Source organism: Oceanotoga teriensis, assembly GCF_003148465.1.
GTDB classification, from domain to species: Bacteria; Thermotogota; Thermotogae; order Petrotogales; family Petrotogaceae; genus Oceanotoga; species Oceanotoga teriensis.
In genome coordinates this window covers 183,576-209,294 of record NZ_QGGI01000002.1, presented here as the reverse complement: position 1 = coordinate 209,294, position 25,719 = coordinate 183,576, and the positions used below count along the sequence as shown (strand labels likewise).

General features: G+C 27.0%; 20 protein-coding genes. 4 read left to right on the top strand and 16 right to left on the bottom strand.

What is annotated here, in order from left to right; genetic code table 11:
• The first annotated feature begins 34 nt into the window (after positions 1-34).
• From dnaK to C7380_RS02560, 3 genes are all read left to right on the top strand, one after another.
• On the top strand, positions 35-1,861 hold the full coding sequence (gene dnaK, locus C7380_RS02570) for a molecular chaperone DnaK (protein ID WP_109603917.1): 1,827 nt from the start codon (positions 35-37) through the stop codon (positions 1,859-1,861).
• 102 nt (positions 1,862-1,963) lie between these two features.
• Complete coding sequence (locus C7380_RS02565; protein WP_109603916.1) at positions 1,964-3,871, top strand: hypothetical protein; 1,908 nt, start codon at positions 1,964-1,966, stop codon at positions 3,869-3,871.
• 75 nt (positions 3,872-3,946) lie between these two features.
• Positions 3,947-5,095, top strand: coding sequence for an SBBP repeat-containing protein (locus tag C7380_RS02560; RefSeq protein WP_109603915.1), 1,149 nt, complete (start codon positions 3,947-3,949; stop codon positions 5,093-5,095).
• 20 nt (positions 5,096-5,115) lie between these two features.
• On the opposite strand, the gene mnmG is transcribed toward C7380_RS02560, so the two are convergent.
• The 6 genes from mnmG to C7380_RS02530 form a co-directional block, all read right to left on the bottom strand.
• Complete coding sequence (gene mnmG, locus C7380_RS02555; protein ID WP_109603914.1) at positions 5,116-6,975, bottom strand: tRNA uridine-5-carboxymethylaminomethyl(34) synthesis enzyme MnmG; 1,860 nt, start codon at positions 6,973-6,975, stop codon at positions 5,116-5,118.
• A gap of 119 nt (positions 6,976-7,094) precedes the next feature.
• Positions 7,095-8,276: a glycine C-acetyltransferase gene (locus C7380_RS02550; RefSeq protein WP_109603913.1), complete on the bottom strand. Its 1,182-nt coding sequence runs from the start codon at positions 8,274-8,276 to the stop codon at positions 7,095-7,097.
• Between the two features lie 11 nt (positions 8,277-8,287).
• On the bottom strand, positions 8,288-9,325 hold the full coding sequence (gene tdh / locus C7380_RS02545; protein WP_109603912.1) for an L-threonine 3-dehydrogenase: 1,038 nt from the start codon (positions 9,323-9,325) through the stop codon (positions 8,288-8,290).
• Between the two features lie 187 nt (positions 9,326-9,512).
• Positions 9,513-10,877 carry a chromosomal replication initiator protein DnaA gene (gene dnaA / locus C7380_RS02540; protein ID WP_109603911.1) on the bottom strand — a complete coding sequence of 455 codons (1,365 nt, stop codon included), beginning with the start codon at positions 10,875-10,877 and terminating at the stop codon, positions 9,513-9,515.
• Positions 10,878-11,294: 417 nt separating this feature from the next.
• Positions 11,295-13,229 carry an ABC transporter ATP-binding protein gene (locus C7380_RS02535; RefSeq protein ID WP_109603910.1) on the bottom strand — a complete coding sequence of 645 codons (1,935 nt, stop codon included), beginning with the start codon at positions 13,227-13,229 and terminating at the stop codon, positions 11,295-11,297.
• The gene (locus tag C7380_RS02530; protein WP_109603946.1) at positions 13,222-14,955 is read right to left on the bottom strand and encodes an ABC transporter ATP-binding protein; all 1,734 of its coding nucleotides are present in this window, start codon (positions 14,953-14,955) and stop codon (positions 13,222-13,224) included. The genes C7380_RS02535 and C7380_RS02530 overlap by 8 nt, the downstream gene beginning before the upstream one ends.
• A 115-nt stretch (positions 14,956-15,070) precedes the next feature.
• Here C7380_RS02530 and C7380_RS02525 point away from each other — a divergent pair, with 115 nt between their 5' ends.
• Positions 15,071-15,796, top strand: a complete 726-nt coding sequence (locus C7380_RS02525) for an MBL fold metallo-hydrolase (protein ID WP_109603909.1) — start codon at positions 15,071-15,073, stop codon at positions 15,794-15,796.
• Here the strand turns inward: C7380_RS02525 and C7380_RS02520 are convergent.
• The 10 genes from C7380_RS02520 to C7380_RS02475 are packed head-to-tail and all read right to left on the bottom strand — an operon-like array spanning position 15,786 to position 25,718.
• Positions 15,786-16,415 carry a hypothetical protein gene (locus C7380_RS02520; protein ID WP_109603908.1) on the bottom strand — a complete coding sequence of 210 codons (630 nt, stop codon included), beginning with the start codon at positions 16,413-16,415 and terminating at the stop codon, positions 15,786-15,788. The genes C7380_RS02525 and C7380_RS02520 overlap by 11 nt on opposite strands.
• Positions 16,412-17,650: a flagellar motor switch phosphatase FliY gene (gene fliY, locus C7380_RS02515; RefSeq protein ID WP_109603907.1), complete on the bottom strand. Its 1,239-nt coding sequence runs from the start codon at positions 17,648-17,650 to the stop codon at positions 16,412-16,414. The genes C7380_RS02520 and fliY overlap by 4 nt, the downstream gene beginning before the upstream one ends.
• Positions 17,650-18,723, bottom strand: coding sequence for a flagellar motor switch protein FliM (fliM, locus tag C7380_RS02510; RefSeq protein WP_109603906.1), 1,074 nt, complete (start codon positions 18,721-18,723; stop codon positions 17,650-17,652). Before fliM ends, fliY begins: the two co-directional genes overlap by 1 nt.
• 14 nt (positions 18,724-18,737) lie before the next feature.
• Positions 18,738-19,271, bottom strand: coding sequence for a flagellar basal body-associated FliL family protein (locus tag C7380_RS02505; protein WP_109603905.1), 534 nt, complete (start codon positions 19,269-19,271; stop codon positions 18,738-18,740).
• An 18-nt stretch (positions 19,272-19,289) separates the two neighbouring features.
• Positions 19,290-20,162: an OmpA/MotB family protein gene (locus C7380_RS02500; protein ID WP_109603904.1), complete on the bottom strand. Its 873-nt coding sequence runs from the start codon at positions 20,160-20,162 to the stop codon at positions 19,290-19,292.
• 15 nt (positions 20,163-20,177) lie between these two features.
• A complete protein-coding gene (locus C7380_RS02495) occupies positions 20,178-20,957 on the bottom strand; it encodes a motility protein A (RefSeq protein WP_109603903.1) in 780 nt (259 codons plus the stop codon).
• Positions 20,958-21,161 (bottom strand): flagellar FlbD family protein, encoded by a 204-nt coding sequence (locus C7380_RS02490; RefSeq protein ID WP_109603902.1) that lies wholly within the window; start codon positions 21,159-21,161, stop codon positions 20,958-20,960.
• 21 nt (positions 21,162-21,182) lie between these two features.
• A complete protein-coding gene (locus C7380_RS02485) occupies positions 21,183-23,279 on the bottom strand; it encodes a flagellar hook-basal body complex protein (protein ID WP_109603901.1) in 2,097 nt (698 codons plus the stop codon).
• A gap of 19 nt (positions 23,280-23,298) precedes the next feature.
• Positions 23,299-24,045 carry a flagellar hook assembly protein FlgD gene (locus C7380_RS02480; protein ID WP_109603900.1) on the bottom strand — a complete coding sequence of 249 codons (747 nt, stop codon included), beginning with the start codon at positions 24,043-24,045 and terminating at the stop codon, positions 23,299-23,301.
• Positions 24,042-25,718, bottom strand: coding sequence for a flagellar hook-length control protein FliK (locus C7380_RS02475; RefSeq protein WP_109603899.1), 1,677 nt, complete (start codon positions 25,716-25,718; stop codon positions 24,042-24,044). Before C7380_RS02475 ends, C7380_RS02480 begins: the two co-directional genes overlap by 4 nt.
• Position 25,719 lies beyond the last annotated feature (1 nt).

Below are 25,719 nucleotides of genomic sequence, written 5' to 3'. Positions count from 1 at the left end.
TTGAAAATGTTAAGATGTAAAAGGAGGTTTAACTATGAGTCAAAAAGAATATGTAGTAGGTATAGACTTAGGTACAACGAACTCAGCAATTTCTTGGATGAAACCTGATGGAAATGTTGAAATCCTTCCAAATTCAGAAGGCAAAAGAACAACACCATCTATTGTTTCTTTTACAAAAGATGGTGAAATTATAGTTGGAGAACCAGCTAAGAGACAGGCTGTATTGAATTCAGATAAGACTGTTAGATCTATAAAAAGATATATGGGTACTGATCATATTGTTAAAATAGATGATAAATCTTATTCTCCACAACAAATAAGTGCATTTATATTAAAAAAATTAGTGAAAGATGCTGAAGATTATTTGAATGGTAAAATAACAAAAGCAGTTATAACAGTTCCAGCTTATTTTAATGATTCACAAAGGCAGGCAACAAAAGAGGCTGGTGAAATAGCTGGTTTAGAAGTTCTAAGAATTATTAATGAACCTACAGCAGCATCTATTGCTTTTGGACTTGATAAATCAAATTCAGGAGATAAAAAAATAGTTGTATATGATCTTGGTGGTGGTACTTTCGATGTTTCTATACTAGAAATAGGTGATGATATAATAGAAGTTATTTCAACATCTGGTAATAATAAACTTGGTGGAGATGACTTCGACCAAAAACTTATAGATTTTCTCGCAGAAGAATTTAAAAAAGAACATAATGTGGATTTGAGAGAAGATAAACAAGCAATTCAAAGATTAAAAGAAGCTGCCGAAGGTGCAAAAATAGAACTTTCTTCTAAACTTGAAACTGAAATAAATTTACCTTTTATCACTGTAGCCAATGGTCAACCTCTTCATTTAGAAAAGAAAATAACAAGATCTAAGTTCGAAGATTTAGTTGGCGATTTGATTCAAGCTACAAGAATTCCTATGGAAAATGCATTGAAAGATTCCGGTCTTTCTGTAAATGAAATAGATGAAGTTCTTTTAGTTGGTGGTTCTACAAGAATGCCTGCTGTTAGTAAACTTGTAAAAGAATTCTTTGGTAAAGAACCTAATAAAGGAGTAAACCCAGATGAAGCAGTTTCATTGGGAGCTGCTGTTCAAGGGGCAGTTATGACAGGAAATACAGATAAAGATATTGTATTAGTTGATGTAACTCCTTTATCTTTAGGTGTAGAAGTAAAGGGTGGATTAGTTCAAAATATAATTCCAAGAAACTCTAAAATACCTATAAAAAAATCCCAGACTTTTACTACTGCAGTAGATTTTCAACCAGAAGTTGAAGTTAGAATATTTCAAGGTGAAAGAACACTTGCAAAAGATAATGCTTTATTGGGTAGTTTTAAATTAACTGGAATAGCTCCTGCTCCTCGTGGAGTTCCTCAAATAGAAGTAACTTTTGATATAGATTCAAATGGAATTGTTAATGTTTCAGCAAAAGATTTAGGTACAAACAAAGAACAATCTATGGTTGTTACTGGAAGACAAAAGTTAAATTCTGATGAAATTCAAAAAATGATTAAAGATGCTCAAGAATATGAAGAACAAGATAAGAGAAAAAGAGAAGAAATTGAGCTTAAAAACCAAGCTGAAGATTTAGCTTATCAAATGGAAAAACTTTTGAATGAAAATAAAGATAAGATTTCAGAAGATGTAAAATCTAATTTAGAATTAAAAATAAAAGATTTAAGAGATGCTCTTGCTGAAGATAATATAGGTAAAATTAAAATTTTAGTTGATGAAATAAAACAAGAATCAATGAAAATAGGTCAGCAAATATATGGTCAAAATGGACAAAATGGTCAAGGACCTCAAGATCCTCAAGGACCTAATGATTATCAAGATCCTCAACAACCTCAACAATGATATTCTTAAAGTAGTGTGTTTTAAACACACTACTTTTTATTTTGAAATAAAAAGTTCTTAAGGTATAATTTATCATAATATTGTTTTATACGGGGGATTCTTATGGATATAAATAAAAAATTTATAATAAAAAATGTATTTCTTATTTTATTCATTTTATTATTTAATTTATTAAATTTTTATTATTTAATAAACTCAAATTTAAAGATATTTGAAAAACAAGTCGAAAAAAATGTTGAAAGTTACTCTAAATCTCAGATAACTTATCTAAATTCAAAAAAAACGATTTTATCTATTTTATCAAAAGATATAATGGGAAATACAGCTAATAGAATATTAACTAATTATTATTCAAAATTAAATTTGCAAGAAAAAAACTCATTAAAAAACAATTTGATCTTAGATGAGAATCTTGTATTATATAAAACTTATCATGATAGGTATATGGATTATATAAATGATATTTATATGGGAAAAGAAGATTCTAAAATTTTTTTGACTGATAATAAATTTAATATATTAATGCCATATGATAAAATCCCTTTGAATAAAACACTTTTTAATAAAAATTTGTTTCAATTATCTTTATCAAAAGAAAATATATTTTTAAGCGATTTTTTTTATCATAATGATGAAGTTTATTTTTATATTGCTATGAAAAGCTTTGAATTGAAATCAGGAAAAATAACCGACAAACATATGGGATATTTTATATTGGAAAGTAAATTTAATACATTTAATTCACCCTTTGTATCTTTTAAAAATAAAAATGATCTAATAGTAAATGGTTTATTTTTAAAAAATTATAATGATAATAGTGTTTCAATTATAAATGATGAAAAAAAGTTCTATGCTATAAAAAGTTTGGATTTCTTGAATAAAAAATTTTTTATCGTTTATGAAGATACAAATAATGAATATTTTAATTTATTTTATATGACTTCGATAACTATAACAATTTTATTTTTTATTTCTTTGTTGGTAATTTATAATATCATAAGTAATTCAAGAAAAAAATTATTTCAAAATATAGATTTATTATCTAATGAATTAAATAAAACTAAATTTTTAGACGATAGAAATTATGATGTTAGTTTTAAAAAAATAATTGATTATATAAATAAATTAAAAAAAGAAAAAATAAATATTTATAATTGCATTCCTAAAAACGAATCAAATGATGTATTTTTCTTTAATGAGGATTCTTTATTTAAAATGCTCATTGATAATTTTTCTAAAAATTTTTCTTTTTTAAATACAGTAATTAGTTATAAAAAACATAAAAATTATTTTGAATTCCAAAAATTTTTTGGAAATGAAAGATCTTTTATATATAAATTTAAAAAAATTAAATTTGATATTGAGGATATACAAAAAAAGAATATTTCTCTTTATAAAGTCTATAATATAAAAGAAATTGTTGATGATGAAAATCTTGATATAAATACAGATAAAAACATTTTTGATATATATTTTGTAATGATAGAATTTAATTTTGAATATAAAATATTTTTATTTCCCATAAAATCCTCAAATAAAAATATTGAAGATAGTATTCTTTTATTTATAAGCCTATTTAAAAATAATATTTATTTTTATTCTTATTTAAATGAGATTAATAATAAGAAACAGTATAACTATTTTAATATTTATAATGAATTAGATTTTTATAGTATGTTCGATATTTTAAATAAAAAATCAAATTTAAATATTATGATTAAATTTAAAAAAAGTAATTATAACTCTTATGAAAAATACTTTGAATTTAATTTGAAAATTTTAAATATTCTTAAGTATTCATTCAAAGATATTTTTTTCAAATATTCTTTATTCCGTTTAAATTCTGAAATCTATTTGTTGTCAATATATGATATCGATAATAAGCAAGTTGATTTTATAAAGAATATTCTTTATAAAAACTTTTATGATATTTTATTAAACGATGAAATAGAAATACAAGTCTTGTCAAATATAAATGAGCTAAAAACAAAGATTTTAAAACTTACTTAGTTTTCTTTTTTACTTTTTTTTATGTTATAATTATAATGATTTATAATAAAATGAATTTTGGTAGGAGGGATAATCATGAAACCAAGAATTCTAGTAATAATGGTATTATTAGTGGGACTATTATCTTTTGCAGCGCCTAATCTTGATTGGGGTAGAGTTTATCCTATGGAGGGTGAACAAGAAATTTTTTATGTGAATGCTGTTGAGGATGGAGCTTACCTATTTGGTGTATCAGATCCTAATGGTTACAACGAAGATGGACTAGTTATTAAATTAAATTCTAAAGGCGAAATATTATCAAAAGAATTAGTTGGCGGTTCAAATAATGACTGGTTATTATGGGGATTCGAAGATTTTGATGGAAATCCTGTAGCTGTAGGTTCTACAAGATCTTATTCCACAGATTATGACATTTTTCTTGCTAAATTAGGCGAAAATGGATTTAAAAAGAATATTAAAAATTTTGGTATTGAAAAAGGTACAGCTATGGTCGAATTAAATGACTCTTATATACTTTTAGGTTATGGAACAGATCCTAAAACTTTAAACATGAAAGGGAAACTTATAAAAGTTTCTAAAGATAGTTTAGATGTTGTATGGACAAAATGGTTACCTATTGGTCAAGCTGGTTCAGATATTAAACCTTTGAGTATGGAATTAACTACTGATGGAAATCTTATAATAGCTGGAACTATTGTTGATTTCTTTGAGGGTAGAACTAAGTTTATGATGACAAAAGTTACCTTGACTGGTGAAGAATTATGGACAAATGTTTTCACTGGAAGAGATTATGCAAGAGGATTTGAAGTTAAAGAAGTTAAGGATGGTTATGTTGCAGTAGGTTATGATGGTTCTTGGAAAGATGGTTGGTCAGATTTTTATTTAGTTAAATTTTCAAAAGATGGAAAAATGCTTTGGGAATCAGGTTATGGTGATATAAAATCAGATCATGGCTATTCTGTGAAAGAAGGACCTAACAATAATTTGTATGTTGCTGGTTATACTACTCCTGAAGGAAAAAATGATAAAGATATAATATTACTTGAATTCAATTCAGATGGTTATATTGAATCGACTAAAATAATCGGTGGAGATGGCGATGATGTTGCTTATTCTTTAGATATAGATGAAAAAGGCAATATTTATGTTGCTGGTTACTCTACTTCAAAAGATTTTGGTTCAGATGATAAAGATATAATAGTTTTTAAATATACTATAAAATAATGAAGAGCTTAAGCTCTTCATTATTTTTTTATATATAAACTCAGATTTATTATATCAGATGGATTTATACCAGGTATTCTCATAGCTTGAGCTATAGATTTTGGTTTTATTTTTTTTAATTTTTCACGCGCTTCAAAAGCCAAATTATGAACTTCGTCATAATTCATATCTACAGGAATTAGATCATTTTCTAATTTTTTCATCTTTTCTATTTCTTCTTTCATTTTTCTTATATATCCACCGTATTTAAACCTTATTTCTATTTGTTCTATAACTCTTTCATCTTCTATTTTTTCATTGTAAAAATTTTTCAAATCGTAAAAAGATATTTCAGGTCTTTTTAAAATATCAGACATATTAGTTTTATGATCTACTTTTGTTGAATTATTTTTTTCTAATATTTCATTTAAATAAGTTTTTTCTATTTTTATATTTTGAATTTTATCATAATGATAATTAATTTCTTTTTCTACTTTTTTTACTTCTTCATATTCTTCTTTATTTATTAAGTTTAATTGATAACCATAATCTATAAGTCTGAAATGTGAATTATCATGTCTTAATAATAATCTATATTCTGCTCTAGATGTTAATAATCTATAAGGTTCATCTACCCCTTTGTTTATTAGATCGTCTATTAATACTCCTATATAAGATTCAGATCTATTTAAAATAAATTCTTTTTTGTTTTTTATTTTTAAAGCTGCATTTATACCTGCAATCAAACCTTGTCCAGCTGCCTCTTCATATCCACTCGTTCCATTTATTTGGCCTGCAAAGTAAAGTCCTGATATATTTTTATATTCTAATGTATATTTTAGTTGTTCAGGTAAAATATAATCATATTCAACAGCATAAGCAGGTCTTTCAACAATGGCATTTTCAAGGCCTGGTATACTTTGTAACATTTTTACTTGAGCTTCATATGGAAGACTTGTACTTAATCCATTTATATAATATTCTTTTGAATATTTAGATTCTGGTTCTAAAAATAACTGATGTTTGTCTCTATTGAATTTCATAACTTTATCTTCTATCGATGGACAATATCTTGGACCTTTTGATTCTATTAATTTTATATCTCCATAAAGAGGTGAATAGTTTATATATTCTTTTATTATTTCATTAGTTTTTTCTGTTGTTCTTGTAATCCAACAAGGAAAATCATCTTTTAATATTTTTGGTTTATTGAAAAATGAAAAAGCTAAGGGACTTTTTGATGTATCTTGTCTTATTAAATTTTCAAAATTAATAGAATCTTTATTTATTCTTGCTGGAGTTCCCGTTTTAAATCTGTTGGTTTTTATTCCATATTTATTTAATGATTCTGTTAAAGAATCTGCCGATAAATCTCCCATTCTTCCGGAGTGAAATACATTTCTTCCAATGAAAATTTTCCCTCTTAAGTAAGTTCCAGTTGTTAATATTACAGCTTTAGAATAATAAGTTATACCAAGTTCTGTTTCAACACCTTTTATTTCATTCCCATCTACTATAATATTTTTTACAAGTCCATATCTTAAAGTCAAATTTTTTTGATTTTCAAGTATTTTTTTCATTTCTCGAGAATATTCATATTTATCAACTTGCGCTCTCAAAGCTCTTACAGCTATTCCTTTTGATGTATTCAACATTCTAACATTTATCATTGTTTTATCAGTTACTTTAGCTTGAACTCCTCCAAGTGCATCTATTTCTCTTGTAACTATACCTTTAGCTGGTCCTCCAATTGCTGGATTACATGGTGTCCATCCAACAGAATCTAAATTTATGTTTAATAATAATGTTTTTAAATCCATTTTTGATGAAGCTATTGCCGCTTCTATACCTGCATGACCTGCCCCAACAACTATTACATCATAATTGTTCTCTTTTAGCATTATAATACCTCCTCATACGAGGTATTATATCATTTTTTTATTCATTAAGTTATATTATTTATTACTTAGTTTTTAATTATTATATAAATTTTGATAAAAAAAGAATGCCGAAGCATTCTTTATATTATTTCAAGTTCTTTACCTATTAATTTAAATTTTTCAAGTGCAAAATCTAGATCTTCTCTACTATGTGCAGCACTTATCATAACTCTTATTCTTGCTTTTCCTTTTGGAACTGTTGGAAATCCTATAGCTGATGCAAATATTCCTTCTTCATACAATCTTGAAGAGAATTTTTTTGCTGTCTTTGCTTCATAAAGCATAACAGGTGTGATAGGAGTTACAGTTTCTCCAGTATCAAATCCCATTTCTCTCATTTTTTCTTGGAAATACTTTCCATTATCCCAAAGTTTTTTTACTTCTATATCATTTTCAGTCAATATTTTTATAGCTTCAAGAGCTGCTCCTGATTCTGCTGGAGATAATGAACTTGAGAATAAAAATGGTCTTGCTTTTTGTTTTAAATATTTTATGAGCTCTTTTTTACCGGCTACAAATCCACCAACTACACCAAAAGCTTTTGATAATGTACCAACTTCTATATCAACTCTTCCATGAAGTCCAAAATGATCTACTATTCCCCTACCATTTGAACCCAATACTCCTTCACCATGAGCATCATCAACCATAACAAGAGCATTATATTTTTCAGCTACATCACAAATCTCTGGAAGTGGAGCTACATCACCATCCATTGAAAAAACTCCATCAGTAATTATTAATTTTCTTTTGGCATTTTCAGAATCAGCTTTTTTTAAAGCTTCTTCTAAAGATTTTACATCTTTATGTTTCCAAACGTATTTTTTTGATTTTGTCAATCTAACTCCATCTATTATACTTGCATGATTTAATTCATCTGATAGTATTGCATCTTCTGATCTCATTATTGCGGGTATTATAGCTTGGTTTGCATTAAATCCAGATTGCACTACTAAAGTGTCTTCAACATGTTTAAACTTTGCAAGTTCTGATTCTAATGTGTTATGTATAGTCAATGTTCCAGCAATAGACCTAACTGCTCCAGGACCTACTCCCCATTCTTCTATTGCCTTTATAGAAGCCTTTTTTAATCTTTCATCATTGGCAAAACCAAGATAATTATTTGAACACATATTTAAAACTTTTTTACCATTCATATTAAGCCATGCTCCCTGAGCTGACTCTAAAGTTCTTATATTAACAAGAAGCCCTTGTTCTTCAAGTTCTTTCATTTCTTTTGTTAATTCTTCATAAATATTCAATTAGATCCCTCCTATTCTGATACTTTCATTACAATTTTACCACTTTTACCAGACATCATCAACTCAAAACCTTTCTCAAAATCTTCCATTTTTATTTCATGAGTAACTATTTTATCTATATTTATTCTGTTATATTTAAGCCATTGAGTTGCAATATGCCAAGTTTCAAACATTTTTCTACCAGTTATTGCTTGTATTGTAAGATTTTTAAAAACAGCTGTGTTCATAACAAAAGGTATTTTTTCTTCATTATATACACCTAATATAGATACAAATCCAGCATTTCTGACAGATTTAATTCCATCATTTAAAGCTGTTACATTTCCAGACATCTCTAATAAAACATCTGCTCCATGATTTCCTGTAAATTCCATTACTTTTTCATATAAATTTTCTTTAGATGGATTTATAACAAGATCTGCACCAACTTCTTTTGCCATATTTATTCTATATTCAGAAACTTCACTTACAATGATTGTTGCAGCACCTGAAGCTTTTGCAACTTGTATAGCCATCGCTCCTATTGGTCCTGCTCCCGTTATTAATACATGTTTAGCTCTTAAATCAGTAGCTGTAGCTGTATGTATAGCATTACCTAAAGGTTCCATAACTGATGCATATTTTAATGGTATACTTTCATCTAATTTCCATAACACAATTTCTGGAACTACTGCATATTCAGCAAATACTCCATCTCTATCAACTCCAAGAATCTGCATATCTTTACATACATGCATATTTCCAGTTTTACATTGATAACATACTTTGCATGGAATATGAGTTTCACTGGCAACTATATCTCCAGGTACTAAACCTTTTACATTATCTCCAATTTCTATTACTTCACCAACAAATTCATGACCACCAATTTGAGGTGTTTTTATCCTTTCTTCAGCCCATTTATTCCATTCATAAATGTGTACATCCGTACCACATATCGATGTTCTTAATATCTTTATTTTCACATCATCTGAATTTTTTATAACTGGTTCTTCAACATTTTCCAATGTAAATCCTTTGCCTGGTTCTTTTTTTAACAATGCTTTCATTTCATCACTCTCCCAGAAATAAAATTTACTTACATATATAGTTTAAATGATTATGAAAAAAATTTCAATATTTCTATCGACTTATTAATCAAAGAAATAGCTAATATATTGTATTTATAGCCAATTATATCTTTAAATTAGTCTCTGATAAATATTTGAAAAAGGATGGTATAAAACCATCCTTTACTCATACTAAATCTAAATCAACTTTTTCAGATTCCATCTTTTCTTTTATATTATCTATTTTACTTTTTATTATATTATTACCTAACATCAATGAATGATCTATTTTTTTTATTGAATGACTTATTGTTGAATGATTTCTTTTTAGTATCTTTGATATTTCCTTTACAGACAATTTCATATATATTTTTAATATGTATGCTAAAACTTGTCTTGCCTCAGAAATATTTTTCTTTCTTGAATTAGAATAAAGATCTTCTCTACATATTTTAAATTCTTCAATAACTGTGTCTATTACAGTATTTAATTTTATTGTTTCAAAAGCTTCTTTAGAATTATATTTCGTTTTTGATTTATTCATTCTAACTATAGAATCAACTATCTTTTTTGCTGAAGAAACACTAACTGGTTCTCCAGTAATCTTTGTATGAAGTAGCAAATTCATTATAGCTCCTCTTAATCGTCTTAAGTTTTGATCTACATGTTCTGCTAAATAATGAGCTACATCATCTGACATTTGTAATGATATCATCTGTGCCATTTTTTTTGCTATTAAGTATCTCGTACTTTCATCTGGAGTTTCAATATTTACAACTAATCCCATTTCAAATCTACTTATCAATCTTGGATGAAATGTCGCCAATTCATCTGGTGTTCTATCTGAACATATTATAACCTGTTTTCCTGCATTAAAAAGTGAATTGAATGTGTGAAAGAGTTCGTTTTGAACATTATTTTTTCCTATTAAAAATTGTACATCATCTATTAGTAAGATATCAACTGTTTTTCTAAATCGTTCTCTGAAAGATTCCATTTGTTTGTTTCTTATAGCATCCATCATTTCATTCATAAAATCTTCAGCGGTTAAATATCTAACTCTTAAATCAGGAGAATGTTCTAATATATAATTTGCAATAGAATGCATTAAATGAGTTTTTCCTAAACCAACATCTCCATAAATGAATAAGGGATTAAATTTCCCGGGATTTTTAGAAGCCTCTATTGAAGAGTAATAAGCCATTCTGTTGGATTCACCAACAACGAATGATTCAAAAGTAAATTCAGGATTAAATTCTGATAATTTTAAAGGTCTGTTTCTGATCAAAGGTCCTGATAGAGGTTTGGTATTTTTATCTATAGTTGAAGCTTGATATTTAACTTTTATATTTTTTCCTAAAATATCATTTATTTTTTCATTTATTATAGATCCAAATTTTTTCTCTACTGTGTCTTTTAAAAATGGATTTCCCAAACCTATTATAACTTCATTTTCATCCATAGATATAATTTGTGATGTGTTAAACCAATTTTTCCAAGTCTCTCTGGATATATTTAATTTTAACTGTTCATGAAGTTCTTCCTTGTTCATACAAATTCCACCCCTTAATATATAGCCAATATATAGCTTATCACATTCATGAACCTTAATCAAGAAAATTTTTGATTAAATCTTTATAACTCTTTATTATAAAGGATTACAGAATAATAAATTCTATTAATCCCTTTTTATCAATGATATAGATTAGATATTATTTTTTTATTTGTTAATTTTTTATATCTTTTTAAATGTTAAGATTTTTTTGCAATTAATTTGTTCTCATTTCAGAAACTTCTATAACATCTTTTGTTAATATTTATATGTATTTTATTGGAAAATTTGATTTATTCATGAAAATAATACAACCCTTTATTAAATAAGGATTGTATTATTTTTTTTAGAAGATGATTTTAATTTCATTACATATTAATAAACACTATATATAGTATAAAAAATATTAATTATATGTTAAGAATTTTCAAATTGAAGTTTGTATAGATCATAATATATTCCTTTTTTATTCATTAATTCACTGTGTGAGCCTTCTTCTGCGATTTTACCTTTATGCACAACTATTATTCTGTTTGAACTTTTAACTGTAGAAAGTCTATGAGCAATAGATATTATAGTCGTATTTAATGAGATTTTATCTAAAGCCTTTTGAATTAAATCTTCTGTTTCAACATCTATATTTGCAGTTGCTTCATCCAATATTATAATTTTTGCATTGTATAGAACTGCTCTTGCAAGAGCTATGAGTTGTCTTTCACCACTGGATAAAGTTCCTCCTCTTTCTAATATCTCTGTATTATAAGAGTTTGGTAATTTTTCAATTATATCATGTGCATATACAGTTTTAGCTGCGTTTATAACATCTTGATCACTATAATTTTCATTAAAAAGTCTTATATTATCTATTATATTACCAGAAAATAAAAATACATCTTGAGGAACTACTGCTATTTTTTGTCTTATCGAATCTATATCATAATCATATAATTTTTTATTATCTATATATATATTTCCTTCTTGATATTTATATAATCCACTTATGAGTTTTATCAAGGTTGTTTTTCCAGAACCTGTTTCGCCAACTATTGAAACCCTTTCATTTTCTTTTATCGAAAAGCTTGCACCTTTTAAAACATAATTTTCATTTTCATTATATGAAAATTTAACATTTTCAAATCTTATTTCTCCCTTTTGTATATTTTTATATTTGGCATTTCCAAGGTCTTCATGTGTCTCACCAAACAATTTAAATATTTTTCCAGCAGAAGCAAAAGCATTTTGCATTATGTCATATTTTTCTGCTATATCAAAAAGAGGTTTAAAAAACATTTCAACATAAGCTGTAAATGCATATAAAGTACCAAAAGTTATAAAACTATCTCTTATTCCCTTTGATCCAAACCATAAAAGAAGACTCATGGTTAAATAGAATAAAAGATTCATCATGGGTCTAAATATCGCAAATACGATCATTTGATTCAATCTTGCACTATATAATTTTGAACTTATATAATTGAATTCTTCTTTTTTTCTTTTTTCTTGATTGAAAAGTTTTGTAACAAGACTTCCAGAAATATTTTCTGCTAAGTATGCATTTACTATTGAGATTCTTGTCCTAACTTTATCATAAGCTTTTCTATCAAATTTTCTAAATAAATACACTGCAATGAGTACTATTGGAAAAGTTATTATAGTGTATAATGTTAGTTTTACATTTAAAACAAACATTAATATCAATACCCCTATAAGTATTGCTATATCCTTCATTAAAGCACTCATAACATCAGAAAAAAATTCTGAAAGATTTTGTGTATCATTTACTATTCTTGTTGTTATTTTTCCCGAAGGATTTTGTGTAAAAAAACGATATTTAACTCTTACTATATGTTTGAATAAATCACTTCTTATATCATATATTACTTTTTGACCTAAAAGGTTTGAAAAAAATACTTGTGAATAGTTTATTATCAATTGAAATATTAATACTATTAAAAATATTCCAGAAAATGATGTAACTTTATTTATGTTTTCTTGTTTATAAGATACAAATCTTTCTTTACTTATATATTCTTTTTGTTGTGTTTCTTTATTTAAAAAATAATATTTTTCATCTTTTGAATCTAATTTATATATTCCATCATCCTTTAAAATATATTCATTTTTTTCATTTTTTGAAAAAGTATATTCTACATTTATAACATTGTCTATACCATATCTTATAAGATATGGCAACATTAAATCTATTATTGTTGAGAAAGTCAAAGATAAAAGTGCTATCATCAATATTATTTTATATTTTTTTATATATTTCCAAAGTTTTTTGAATGTTTTTGAATCACTTAATCCTTTTTCTTGTTCTTCAATAAAAACTTCATCTCTTATATTAGCCATTGTATTCCTCTCCCAACTTATCTTCTATCAATTGTTTCATATACATTGAGTGATAAACAGATTTTTTGTCCATCAATTGATTATGATTTCCTTCTTCTATAATTTGACCATCTTCAAAAACATATATTTTATCAGAATCTTTAACAGCTTTTAATCTGTGAGATATCACTATTATAGTTTTATTTTTTATTTCTTTTCTTAAATTTTTTATTATTGCTTCTTCTGTTTCGGTATCAACAGCTGATAAACAATCATCAAGTATTATTATTTCAGATTTCTTTGCCAAAGCTCTTGCAATAGAAACTCTTTGTCTTTGTCCTCCAGATAATGTAACACCTCTTTCTCCTACAACAGTTTCATATCCATTTTCTATATTTAAAATATCTCCATGAACACTCGCCATTTTAGCATAGTTTTCTGCTTTAGGTTCGAGTTTTTTATTTGAAAATGAGATATTTTCTCTTATGGTCATTGAAAATAAAAAATTATCTTGAGGTACATATGATACATGATCTCTTATGGATTTTCCATTTATATCATTTATATCTTTATCATCTATAATTATTTTTCCTTTGTCAACAGGATATATTTTTGCCATGAGTTTCGCAACTGTTGATTTTCCAGATCCAACTCTACCAACAAATGCTATCATATCACCTTGTTTTATGTTCATATTTATATTTTTTAAAACTTTTCTTTCATTTTCAGGATAATTGAAATTTAAATCTTTTATTTGATAATTTCCAGTGAATTCCATTTGTCTCATTTCTGGCTCATTTATTAAACTTTTTTGTTCTAAAACATTATTTATTCTCTTTAATGATGCTCTTCCCCTTTGAATATTGTTAATTAAAAATCCAAAAGCCATCATCGGCCATATTAACATTCCTACATATTGATTAGTCATTATAAATTGACCAAGGGTTATATCATTCATTATAACCATTTTCCCACCAAAAAAGAAGACAAATAATGTTGCCATTGCACCCAAAAGCATAACTAAGGGAAACATCAATCCCCATATTCTTATAAGACTTATGTATGAATCATAATATCTTTTAGATCTTTTGTTAAATATATCTTCCATAGTTTTTTTATTTGAATATAATTTTATAACATCAACACCTGCAACACTCTCTTCTGTTATGTTAGAAAGCTCTGATGTATCTTCTTGAAGTTGTGTAAATTTCTTATGAATTACTTTTCCAAAAAATAATGAGATTATTGCTATTAATGGCAAAGGTATTATTGCTAAAAAAGTCAATTTCCAATTCACAAAATTCCCCATTGCAATTATTGTAAAAATGGACATAAATAATGTATCAACTAACATTATAACTGCTGGTCCCATTAATCTTTCTATTTGATTAGTATCAGAGGTGAATCTTGTCATTAAATCTCCAGTTCTCCATTTATCATAGAAATTTTGATCTAACTCGATTATATGATCAAACATTTTATTTATAGTTTTAAATTGAAAAAGTCTAGCTGCTCCTATAATAAATATTCTCCACAAAAATCTTCCTATAACTAATCCAAATGCCAAAAAGATTATACCTAAAATTAATTTTTTTATATCATTCATTTGAAAATTTGGTATTTCGAGTACATCTACTATATTTCCTATTTGTTTTGGTATATAAATTTGAATGATATCAACTACTATCAAAAACAGTATTCCAATGGAGTATCTCCACCAATATTTCTTTAAAAAATCTTTTATCAACAAGTTTATCACCTCTATAGTTTGTTTGGCTTACAAAAATTATATCATTAAAATTAAAGGATTTCCAGACTATTATACAGAAAAATTAATTAAAAGAGTTGAGAGGTGAAAAAAATTGCTTTATCAGTATAATAATCTGTATTTTTTTTGGTTTGAAAATGGTGCGAGTAATATAACTTTTTTAGAATATTCAAAAGGTCTCATAGCTTTTGATAGTTCTTTATACCCTAAAAAATTTAATGAAATGACAGAAATAATAGAAGATAAAACTGGAAAGAAATTAAAAAATATATATTTAACTCATTATCATCCAGATCATTCATTTGGAGCTATCTTTAATAAAAAAAATTTACATATAACTATGAGCGATCTGACTTTTAAATATCTCACTAATTTTACTGAAAATCAATTGAGAGAAATTTCAAAATTATCTGATTTTAATTTTTCAGATATTAATATAAATTTTGAAAATAAGAATATAGAACTTTTTACTAATACTAATTATAATATAATTGATGATATTATTGTTTCTTCAAAAATCGTTGGAGGTCATACTACCGATTCTACAATTTATATGTTGAAGCCTATGAATGTTTTAATTTCTGGAGATTTGATTTTTTCAAAAGTACATTCAGAGCTTTATAATTCTAATATTGATTTGTGGGTAAATACTTTAGAATCTTTGAAAAAAATTAATTTCAAAAAAATAGCTCCAGGACATGGAAAGCCTGGAGAATCTGATTTAATAAAATTACAACTCGATTATCTTTTTAGTGATAATGATAGAAGATTAAAAGATGATAGATTTAAAAACTATCTTTTGAATAAAATCATTTTATAATATTATTTATTAAATTATCTAATTCTTCTTCCTTCAAATTATCAATTTCTGTAATATAAAAATCTATTTTTTTATTTTCTTGAGAATTTAAAATTTGAAACTTTTCAAACATCAATATTTCTTCTTTTGGTTGCTTAAAAAAAACTTTGAATTTGACAAAATCAACATTTAATAATTTTAAAAAATTTTTTGTCTTAGGTTCATAATAATCTATAATCATTTCATCTTCGATAAAACTTTTATGATTTAACTTTTCAGGTTTAAAAGATATCAGTATTCCCTGGAATAATTGAGGTATGCTTGCAGTTAAAACATTTACTTCTTCATAAGAGTCTGTATGATTTTGAGATGATGTATAAAAAATATTTTCAAATATATCATATACGTAATCAATGCCCGAAAATAATTCGGGCTTATTTATTTTTATTATTAAATATCTGTTTTTTAAAAAATAGACATCACTTTCTATGACTGTTGGTTTAGTTATTTCCATAATTACTTTTAATTGTAATTTCAAATTATCTTTTACTATTAAACTTGCTATATATTTTTCAAAAGCATTGTTCGAAAAGATAAATATTCCTATGAGTAAAAAGATTAAGATGAAGTACTTTTTCATTTGATCGTTCTTAACCTTTCTTTCAAAGATACTATTTCTGTTATTCTTATACCAAAACTTTCTTCAATTACAACTACTTCTCCTCTAGCTATCAATTTTCCATTTGCATATATATCAAGAGGCTCTCCAGCAAGTTTATCAAGTTGTATCATAGAACCTTGATGTAAATCCAGAACTTCTCTGAGAGACATATTAACTCTACCAAGTTCAACTTTTATTTCTAAAGGTACATCTAATAATAATTGTAATTTTGATAAATCTACTTTTTCACCACTTCTCATAGATGGAGGATTACCATCTATTTCTCCAAAATTAACAGGGTTCACGGTAACCTCACTTCCTTGTTGTATAATATTTGGGTTTGAATAATTTGTATCATCAGGTATATATTGATATTGTTGAGTTGGTTGAGGTGCTTGTTGTTGAACTGGTTGTTGAGAAACTTGTTGTGTTTGTTGCCTCGTATTAGGTATTTCTGGTGTATGAGTTGGTTCATTTTGATTTATATTATTTTGAGGTTTAACTTCTGAATCTTTATTTTCTTCTTCCATAACTTTTTTCATCAAATCTTGAACTACTTTAGCAAATTTTAATGGTATAAACTGCCAAAATATAGTTTTTGTAAGACCCTCTATTTCCATATTAAATCTTATAGATATAATATCTTCATCTTCTGATGTATTTAAAGGAGGAAATACTGTATCTGGACTTGAAAAATCGAGTATTTTTATTTCAGGAGGTGTTATATCAACAGATGTTTTTAAAAATTCTGACATAGCTGTAGAAGCCGATCCCATCATTTGGTTCATAGCTTCTCCTACTGCACTTTTACTTATTTCATCAAGTTCAGCATTTTCTTCAACGTTTCCATCTCCACCCATCATCAAATTTGAAATTATTAATGCCATCTTGGCAGGTAAAACAAAAGTATTTAATCCTTCCAAGCCTTTTTTATAATTTATTATTATTACCAATTGTTGATCTTGAAAATTAGTTTTTATATCCTTAAATTTTACTATATCAGATTCTGGAGAACCTATATTAACTTTTTTTCTTAACAGTGTAGATAATGTGGTAGATCCTGATCCCATAGCTATATTACCTATTTCACCCATCATATCTACTGTACTATCAATATCAACATTTGAATCTTTATTATCTCCATTTTCTTCTTCATTTAAGCCTTGTAATAATGAATCTAATTCTTCTTGACTTAAAAAATCATCACCAAGCATTATTCTTCACCCCCTTCAACAGGTGGTTTATCTTCTTCGAAAACTTCTTCATTTTTTAATGATTGTTGAATTAAAAGTTTTTCTAATAAGTCTTTATTCTCTTCTTCCACCTTAACTGCATAATATCCTTTATTTTTACCTATTTTTGTTTTGTATACTGGCACTCCTTGAACATTTAAGTCTATTGGATCTTCATAAAAACTGTTCAATCTTATAACATCTCCAAGCTTTAAATTCATCAAATCCCTTAACTCTAAAGAAGCATTCCCAAGTGTTGCAGAAAGTTGTAATTCAGATAACATTAATAATTTTTTTAGAGTTTCTTTTTGCTTTTCAGATTTTTTAAAAGATTGTGTCCACATTCTTGTGGATAATTTATTCGAAATTGGCTCTAAAGTAGATGATGGAAAACAAATATTTATAAATCCCTGTACATCTCTAACAGTTATAGCCATAGTTATTAATATTGTCATTTCATTTGGCGGTGCTATTTGAACAAATTGTGGATTAGTTTCAACTTTATCCAACATTATATCAAAATCAGTTATTATAGACCATGATTTAGCTAAAGATCTAAGCATCACAGCCGATTCTTTTCTAAGTATAGACATTTCTATATCTGTTGGTGTTCTTAGTTGTTCAAAAGCAACTCCAGGACCTCCTAAGAGTTTATCAATCATAACATATCCAATATCAAGTCCTATTTGAAGTATGGCGCTTCCAGATAGCATATCTGTTGAAAAAATTGCCATATATGTGGGCGTAGTAAGAGATTGTTGAAATTCCGAAAAAGTAATTTGATCTATACTTGCATACCTTACTTCAACAAATGTTCTTGTTCTTCCGGATAAATAAGTTGATAATTCCCTTGCAAAGTTTTCATGAATTAATTGTATAGTTCTTTGCTGTTCTCTCGAAAATTTAACCGGTCTTCTAAAGTTATATTCTCTTACTTTTTTTTCTTCAAGACTGGCTGCTACTATATCTTCACCGCCACCTTCTTCAGATGAATCTGATAAGGAATTTAATATTTTATCTATCTCATCTTGAGATAATGTATCATTACCAGCCATTAATAATCACCTCATCATTCAGTAGAAGATACAGTCAATATAACCATTATAACCTTTACTACTCCTAAATTTTCTCTTTCTCCAGTAAATCCTATTATTTCATTTACCGAATCTTTTATTTGTTTTTTTATTAATTCTATTCCTTGTGAATTTGAGACTTCAGATCGTGTTTTATTTAAAAATATCATCCTTACAGCTTCTAAAACTTCTATTTTATTTGAAGCTAAAAGATCTCTAGCTTCATTGCTACCAACTTTCATATTTAAAGCATCTATAACAGCAACATCTTTTCCACCTTTTAACATCACAGGGTATCTTGCACCTTCTCTTATTAGTTCTGAAGTAGATATTATCTGTGTTGATAATGAAGAGGAATTAGATACATCTGCATTTTCTTGAACATTTGGAGATAATAATTTTATTATTAAAAAAGAGGTTCCGGCTGCTACTATTAGAGTAACAACTACTGTTATAATTAATATCATTATAAGATTAGGTCCTTTTTTTTCTTTCGTTTCTGGAACCTGAATATTATCTTCATCAGCCATAATTAATTACCCCCCGCTTTATCTTATTCTTTGTCTTAGTATTAATAAATCTATTCTTCTGTATAAATCTCTTAATACTTTTATTTCTTCCTCATATTGCTTTTCAAGTTTGTCTTGTTGTTCTTTTAATTCAACCGCAGTTATCTCTCCATTTTGAAATTTATTTTTTGCTATTTCATTTTGAGAGTCTATTTCTGCTTTTAATTGATTTATTTGTTTTTTTATCTCCCTATCTCCAGTAGATATAGGAAAAAATCTATCTTGATTATAAAAATATTCTATATCGAATTGTCCATTTTTTACTTCAGCAAGTAATTCTAAAGTTCTTCTTTCTTTTAATTCACTTGTAAAAAAATTTGCTACACTCGCAGCTCTTGCAGAAGCCATATGCCAATTTGAAGGATAAATATTATTGCTTGTTATTGGCAAATCATCCGTAAAGCCATATATTTCTATTTCATTTGTGGTATGTTCTATTATAATTTTTCCAACTTGATTTAATAATTCTTTAGCTTCTTTTGTAAGTTCAGCACTACCAAGTTTAAAAAAAGCCATATCTTTTAATGAAACTAATGTTCCTCTATCAGTTTCTTCTATTGTAATTTTTCCTTTATATTTTTCATCTTCAACAATTTTTAACAAATCCCTTTTAACTCCAGGGTTTGAAGTAATAAGTGGTTCATCAGCTATCGATTTTCCACCCACTAAAACTCCCGGAGGAGCTCCGTTAAAAGCATTGTTAAAACTCATAGCTGCTTGTTGAAATTTTCCAGGAGATATGGTAGCCATTGAAAATAAAGCTACGAACATAGTCATTAAAAGTGAATTTAAGTCTGAAAAAGTTGCCATCCATGCTGGAGAACCTGCGGCTTCTTTTTTCTTTTTAGCCATTTAGTTCACCCCTAATCATACTTCAGTATCTTTTTTGTTGGCCTCATAAGCTTTTCTATCTGTAGCTGAAAGAAAAGCTTTTAATTTTTCTTCCATTAGTCTTGGATTTTCTCCCTGTACTATTGAAAGAATTCCTTCTAATGCCATTCTTTTTTGGTTTAAACTGTCTGCAACCCTTCTTTTTAGCTTTTCAGCTGGAGGAGTTGCAAATATATTTGCAATTAATGCTCCATATAAAGTAGTTACGAGAGCTATAGACATTTTTGGACCTATTGTCGTAGGATCATTTAATGTCTTGAGTAAAAGAACTAATCCTATAAGTGTTCCAATCATACCAAAAGCTGGTGCTAAAGCCGCCCAAGTATCTAATACACTTATCGATGCTTCTTCGTCTTGCTCATATAATTCCATTTTTATTTCTAATATTTTTTTTATTTCTTCAGGATCTGTACCATCAACAGCAGCTCTTAATCCATCTTTCATAAATTCATCTTCTATGGAAGGTATATCTTCTTCTAATGCTATCATTCCATCTCTTCTGGCTTTTTCAGCAAAAGAATACAATGTTCTTAAAGATCCTATATTATCAATTTGTGGATTTTTTATAGCTTTTAAAAAGGTACTAAACAATTTGAATGCCGTTTCTTTTGGATGGGCTATAAATGTTCCTCCTATTGACCCTATAACAGTTATAAAGAAAGATTGTGTATCTAATATAGCCCCAAATTCTGAACCCACACCCATAACAATTGCCAAGATGGCAAGTACAAGACCTATTATTGTAGAAATATCCACTTATATTTCACCTCTTTGACCATTAATAGAATAGTTCCTTTTATATTCTATCACTTTTTTTATTATATCTTCAATATTATCCTTTACTACATATACATGCCCGTTCATCATAGTAATTGTAGAATCTGGATTCATTTCGATTTTTTCTATCTGGTCACAGTTCAATATAAACTCTTTATCATTGAGCTTATTTAATTTTATCATAATTATCAGCTCCTAAGAGATTTATCTTTTCATATTAACTAATTCATTTAATATTTGATCAGATGTTGTTATTATTCTCGAGGTAGCTTGAAATCCTCTTTGAGCAACTATCATGTTTGTAAATTCTTCTGCAAGATCTACATTAGACATTTCAAGAGCTCCTGGAATCAATGTTCCTCTTCCACCTACACCGGCAATTCCAATCTGTGCTAATCCACTATTTGAACTTTGTGCATATAATGAATTTCCTATTTCCATAAGACCCTCTGGATTGTTAAAAGTGGCAAGAGCAACTCTTCCCAATATATCACTTCTACCATTTGAAAAAGAGCCAACTACTTCTCCAACTTCATTTATAGCAAAAGATTCGAGAGTTCCTTCAGCATTTCCATCCTGATCATTTACTGTTACAGAGTTTGGAGATGCAAATTGTGTTATATTATTAAATTTAATTTCAACTTTAACAGGTCCAGCAGCTGATGATGAAGATGGTTCTTGAGATTGATCTAATGCCCCACCAGTTTTTGCTGGATCAAACCAGAATCCAAATCCACCTTTTCCATCCACTTCATTTATTGAACCATCATCTTCTATACTCCAATCCGTAGCAGCTATAGATCCGTTAGAATCAAAGGCTATTACACCTTGTGCAATTTCATCTGTTTGATTTCCTTGTTGATCTAATTTCTTTAAAGGTGTTCCATCTTCAAGTTGTGCTTTCCATTGCCATGTATTTTCATCTATTTTAGTAAATTTTATGTATGCATTATAAGAGTTCCCCAATGAATCAAATATAAGAGTTGAAGTCGAAACTGTAGGACTTTGATATTTTACTTTTGAAAAGTTTGTCGGTGTTTCTAAGTCTGTTAATTTTATTTCTCCACCTGTTGCTGGTTGTAAAACTTCTCTCTCAGTTCCTTTTAAAGTCAATGCAGTAGTTCCTGCATCTATATTCAAACTTGTATCTGTAGCATTCAATTGAAGTCCAGTTAGTTTTACACCATTTGCGGCATCTTCTAATCCTTTATTAAGAGCATCATTTATATCTTTTACAGTATTTCCTGTTCCAGTAAATGTTAAAGCTGTTCCATCTTTGTCAGTCAAAGTAACTTCAAAAGTTCCAGGTGTTCCAGCAGCAAAGTTAACATTTATAGGTTGTGTTGTGTCTATTTCTACACTTTTACCATCTTTTGTTAATATTATATCTCCTTCTATTGAAGCAGTTGAAGTACCTCCACCTATATTTAAAGTTGGATATGCAGGAGGAGTTCCCGTTTGTTCAATATTATATTTTTCTATTATACCAAGTCTGATTTTTGGATCTGATTTTGGAGTTGTTGTATTTCCATCATAAGTTATCCATTCTTTTACATTTCCCGATTCATCGAGTTCAAGATAACCTTTATTATCTTTCAAAGGATAGTCTTCATTTAAAGATTCTGCTGTCCATTTATATACTATTTTATCTCTATTAGCTTTGCTCATATCTCTTTCAAATCTGAACTTTACAGGTATATTCTGTCCAGATAATGATTTTATAACTATTGTAGATTCTTTTATCCCCACATCTGATTTTAAATTGTGTGCAAGATTCACAAAAGTTGTTTGTTTTGCAGCCATAACTTGTCCCGCAGAAATTTGTATATCTCCTATAGGGTCATTTGAATCCACATATCTTTTTCCCGAACTCGAAATTTTTGCAGTCCAACCTTGTAGTTTCATTCCTGAGCTTGGATCTACTAAATATCCGGATGTATCTCTGGTAAAATTTCCAGCTCTCGTAAAATATGAGCCTTCTCCATCAGAAAGAACAAAAAAACCATCTCCCTGTATGGCTAAATCTGTTATTTTACCAGTACTTTGAAATGAGCTTTGACTCATTATTTTGTCTACTGACGCAACTTTTGATCCCATACCTATTTGCATTGGATTAGTTCCTCCAAATTGGCCATCAGGTGATTTTCCAGATTTTAATGTTTGTAATAATGTTGTTTGAAAAGTCACCCTTGAAGATTTAAATCCAACTGTATTTACATTTGCTATATTATTTCCAACTACATCCATTTGTGTTTGAAAGTTTTTTAATCCTGTTATTCCAGAGTACATTGCCCTTAACATATTTTTCCCCTCCTAATAACTATACTTTATCCTTTTCTTCAGTTTTATCTTTATCATCAGGTTTATCTCCATCACCAGGTTCATCTGGGTCTGGTTTAGTTTCACCAGCTATTTCTTTTATAGCGGAGATAGGAAATTTTCTACCATTAACTATAACATAGAATTTTTCCCCTTCAAACTGAACAGCTTCAACTTTTCCACCATCAAGCCCTGTTATTTCTACTTTTTGGCCATTTTCCATTCTATATAGTTTGTACTCATAAGTACCATCAGGCATTGCAACTCCGTTTGCATTCCTTCCATTCCATGAAAATGTGTTTATACCTTTAGGTAATACTCCTAAATCATCAGAATAGATTAATTTTTCATTTGCATTATAAATTTCTATTTTTATATTACTAGATTTATCTACATCAAATATTACATTTTGAGTTACACCATCTTTTAAAGCCATTTTATTATCTTCTACTACAGCGTTTTTGCCAACAAGTCCTGTAGCCTGCATTCTATATAAAGTTAGTTGAGAACTAACCATGTTTTGAAATGATTTACTCATATTCATTATTTGTTCTGTTTGGGATAATTGTGACACTTGTTGAATCATTTCTTTACTATCCATTGGGGCTGTAGGGTCTTGATATTTCATCTGTGTTAGCATTAATTGCAAAAAAGCATCTTTATCCAATTCTTTTTTTATTCCTCTTTCTTTATTTGCCTGTAAGGTGCTATAAAATAATCCTGTTTTATCAATGCCTGTATTCATCATATTTCTTCACCTCTTAATAAATCCTCAAACTGGCTTTCATTTTCTTTATTTTCTTTGTTTTTTTCATTTTCATTGTTTTTTTGAGGATTTTCTTTTTGATTATTTAAATAATCATTTTCTACATCCACTTCAACTTTTACTTGAACTGGATTATATCCATTATCTTTTAATTGAGTTATCAATTGTTGTAATGTCCTCGCTATTTGAGATTTTGATGATTCATTATCTGTTATTATGTTTATAATTATTGTTTTATTTGTTTTTATTAATTCTACAGTTATTTCTCCTAAATCTGGTGGAGTTATTTTGATATTTATTGTTTCTGTAAATGTGTTTAATGTAGTATTTTTTTGAATAATTTGCTCTATATGATTGTTTAATTCTTTTAATGGTAACATTGTAACATTTTGTTTATTATTAGTAGTATTCAATTGATTTTGTTTTATATTAGAAGTATTTTCTATTTTATTAGAGCTTTGAACATATTGTTTGCTATTTGAATCATTTTCTGTTTTTTTATTATCAAAATTTATTTTATTTTTTTTCGTATTTTGTTTCAAATCTTCTGAGTTTTTTTGTTCATTTTTTTCAGATTTATTTTCTAAATTATTAATGGGTTTAAAAATAACATTTTCATTTTGTATATTTTTAAAATCTTTTTTTATAAGATCTTGATTTTCTATTTTGATATTTTCAGTAGTTCTTAAATTATCTTTTTGCATCATTTCTAATATTCCATTTATTTGTTTATTATTGATATTTGAATTTGAAGCTTGCACATTTAATTTCAAATTATTTAATAAGTTTTTTCCCAATTCTATTTTTTCATCTTTTTGTTTTATATCCCTATCTGCATTTATTTGAAGATTTTTAATCATTTCAAGAATTTTATTTTCAGATGTTTCAATATTTAAATCTTCTAATGATTTGGAAGTTTCTTTAACTTCACCTTCTATTGGAATAAATACTTGTTTTGACTTTATTTCAGATTTTTTATCTTGTATCTTTTCTAATAATGAATCAGATTTTTTTATATTTTTTACATTTTTTTGGAGTATATTATATTTTGTTTTTGTATCATTTTTCTCTATTATTTCTTTTGGAATTATTTTTACATGTATATATTTATTAGCTTTTTTTTGAGGTATTAATATTTCTTCATCAGTTTTAATATTTTTTATTTTTATAAATATATTATTCTTTCCTTCTTTTGATTCTTTTATATTTAAAACCTCTAATTTTATATTAACTTTTTTTAATATATCTTGAATTTGTAAAAGTAATTCTTTTAATTGTTCTGTATTATCTTCATTTGATAAATTATTTATGAGATTTTTTAATTTTTTTATTAGTTCATTTTTTTGTTCTTTAGAAAGTTCTTTCATTCCATCTAAGTTTATTATTTTTTTTATTTTTTCTAAAATTTGACTTTTGTCATTATCTATTATTTCTTTTTTTACAGGAATATCATTTATCTTTAAAGACTTTATTTCTTCACTTGATGTTTCTTTTTTTGTATTTTTTTGTTCATTTATTTGATATGTTTTTTCGTTTTGCATATTATTTTTTTGATTTAAAACTTTCTCAAAATCGATAGAACTTTCTTTCGTATTATTTTCTGGTTTTATCTCGATTTTATTATTGTTTATAAGATTTAATATAATACCATTCAAA

What these genes read in the sequence shown, in the direction of transcription:
- dnaK (WP_109603917.1), top strand. Translation starts at nt 35, where the DNA reads ATGAGTCAAAAAGAATATGTAGTAGGTATAGACTTAGGTACAACGAAC.
- C7380_RS02565 (WP_109603916.1), top strand. Translation starts at nt 1,964, where the DNA reads ATGGATATAAATAAAAAATTTATAATAAAAAATGTATTTCTTATTTTA.
- C7380_RS02560 (WP_109603915.1), top strand. Translation starts at nt 3,947, where the DNA reads ATGAAACCAAGAATTCTAGTAATAATGGTATTATTAGTGGGACTATTA.
- mnmG (WP_109603914.1), bottom strand. Translation starts at nt 6,975, where the DNA reads ATGCTAAAAGAGAACAATTATGATGTAATAGTTGTTGGGGCAGGTCAT.
- tdh (WP_109603912.1), bottom strand. Translation starts at nt 9,325, where the DNA reads ATGAAAGCATTGTTAAAAAAAGAACCAGGCAAAGGATTTACATTGGAA.
- dnaA (WP_109603911.1), bottom strand. Translation starts at nt 10,877, where the DNA reads ATGAACAAGGAAGAACTTCATGAACAGTTAAAATTAAATATATCCAGA.
- C7380_RS02535 (WP_109603910.1), bottom strand. Translation starts at nt 13,229, where the DNA reads ATGGCTAATATAAGAGATGAAGTTTTTATTGAAGAACAAGAAAAAGGA.
- C7380_RS02520 (WP_109603908.1), bottom strand. Translation starts at nt 16,415, where the DNA reads ATGAAAAAGTACTTCATCTTAATCTTTTTACTCATAGGAATATTTATC.
- fliY (WP_109603907.1), bottom strand. Translation starts at nt 17,650, where the DNA reads ATGCTTGGTGATGATTTTTTAAGTCAAGAAGAATTAGATTCATTATTA.
- fliM (WP_109603906.1), bottom strand. Translation starts at nt 18,723, where the DNA reads ATGGCTGGTAATGATACATTATCTCAAGATGAGATAGATAAAATATTA.
- C7380_RS02505 (WP_109603905.1), bottom strand. Translation starts at nt 19,271, where the DNA reads ATGGCTGATGAAGATAATATTCAGGTTCCAGAAACGAAAGAAAAAAAA.
- C7380_RS02500 (WP_109603904.1), bottom strand. Translation starts at nt 20,162, where the DNA reads ATGGCTAAAAAGAAAAAAGAAGCCGCAGGTTCTCCAGCATGGATGGCA.
- C7380_RS02490 (WP_109603902.1), bottom strand. Translation starts at nt 21,161, where the DNA reads ATGATAAAATTAAATAAGCTCAATGATAAAGAGTTTATATTGAACTGT.
- C7380_RS02485 (WP_109603901.1), bottom strand. Translation starts at nt 23,279, where the DNA reads ATGTTAAGGGCAATGTACTCTGGAATAACAGGATTAAAAAACTTTCAA.
- C7380_RS02480 (WP_109603900.1), bottom strand. Translation starts at nt 24,045, where the DNA reads ATGATGAATACAGGCATTGATAAAACAGGATTATTTTATAGCACCTTA.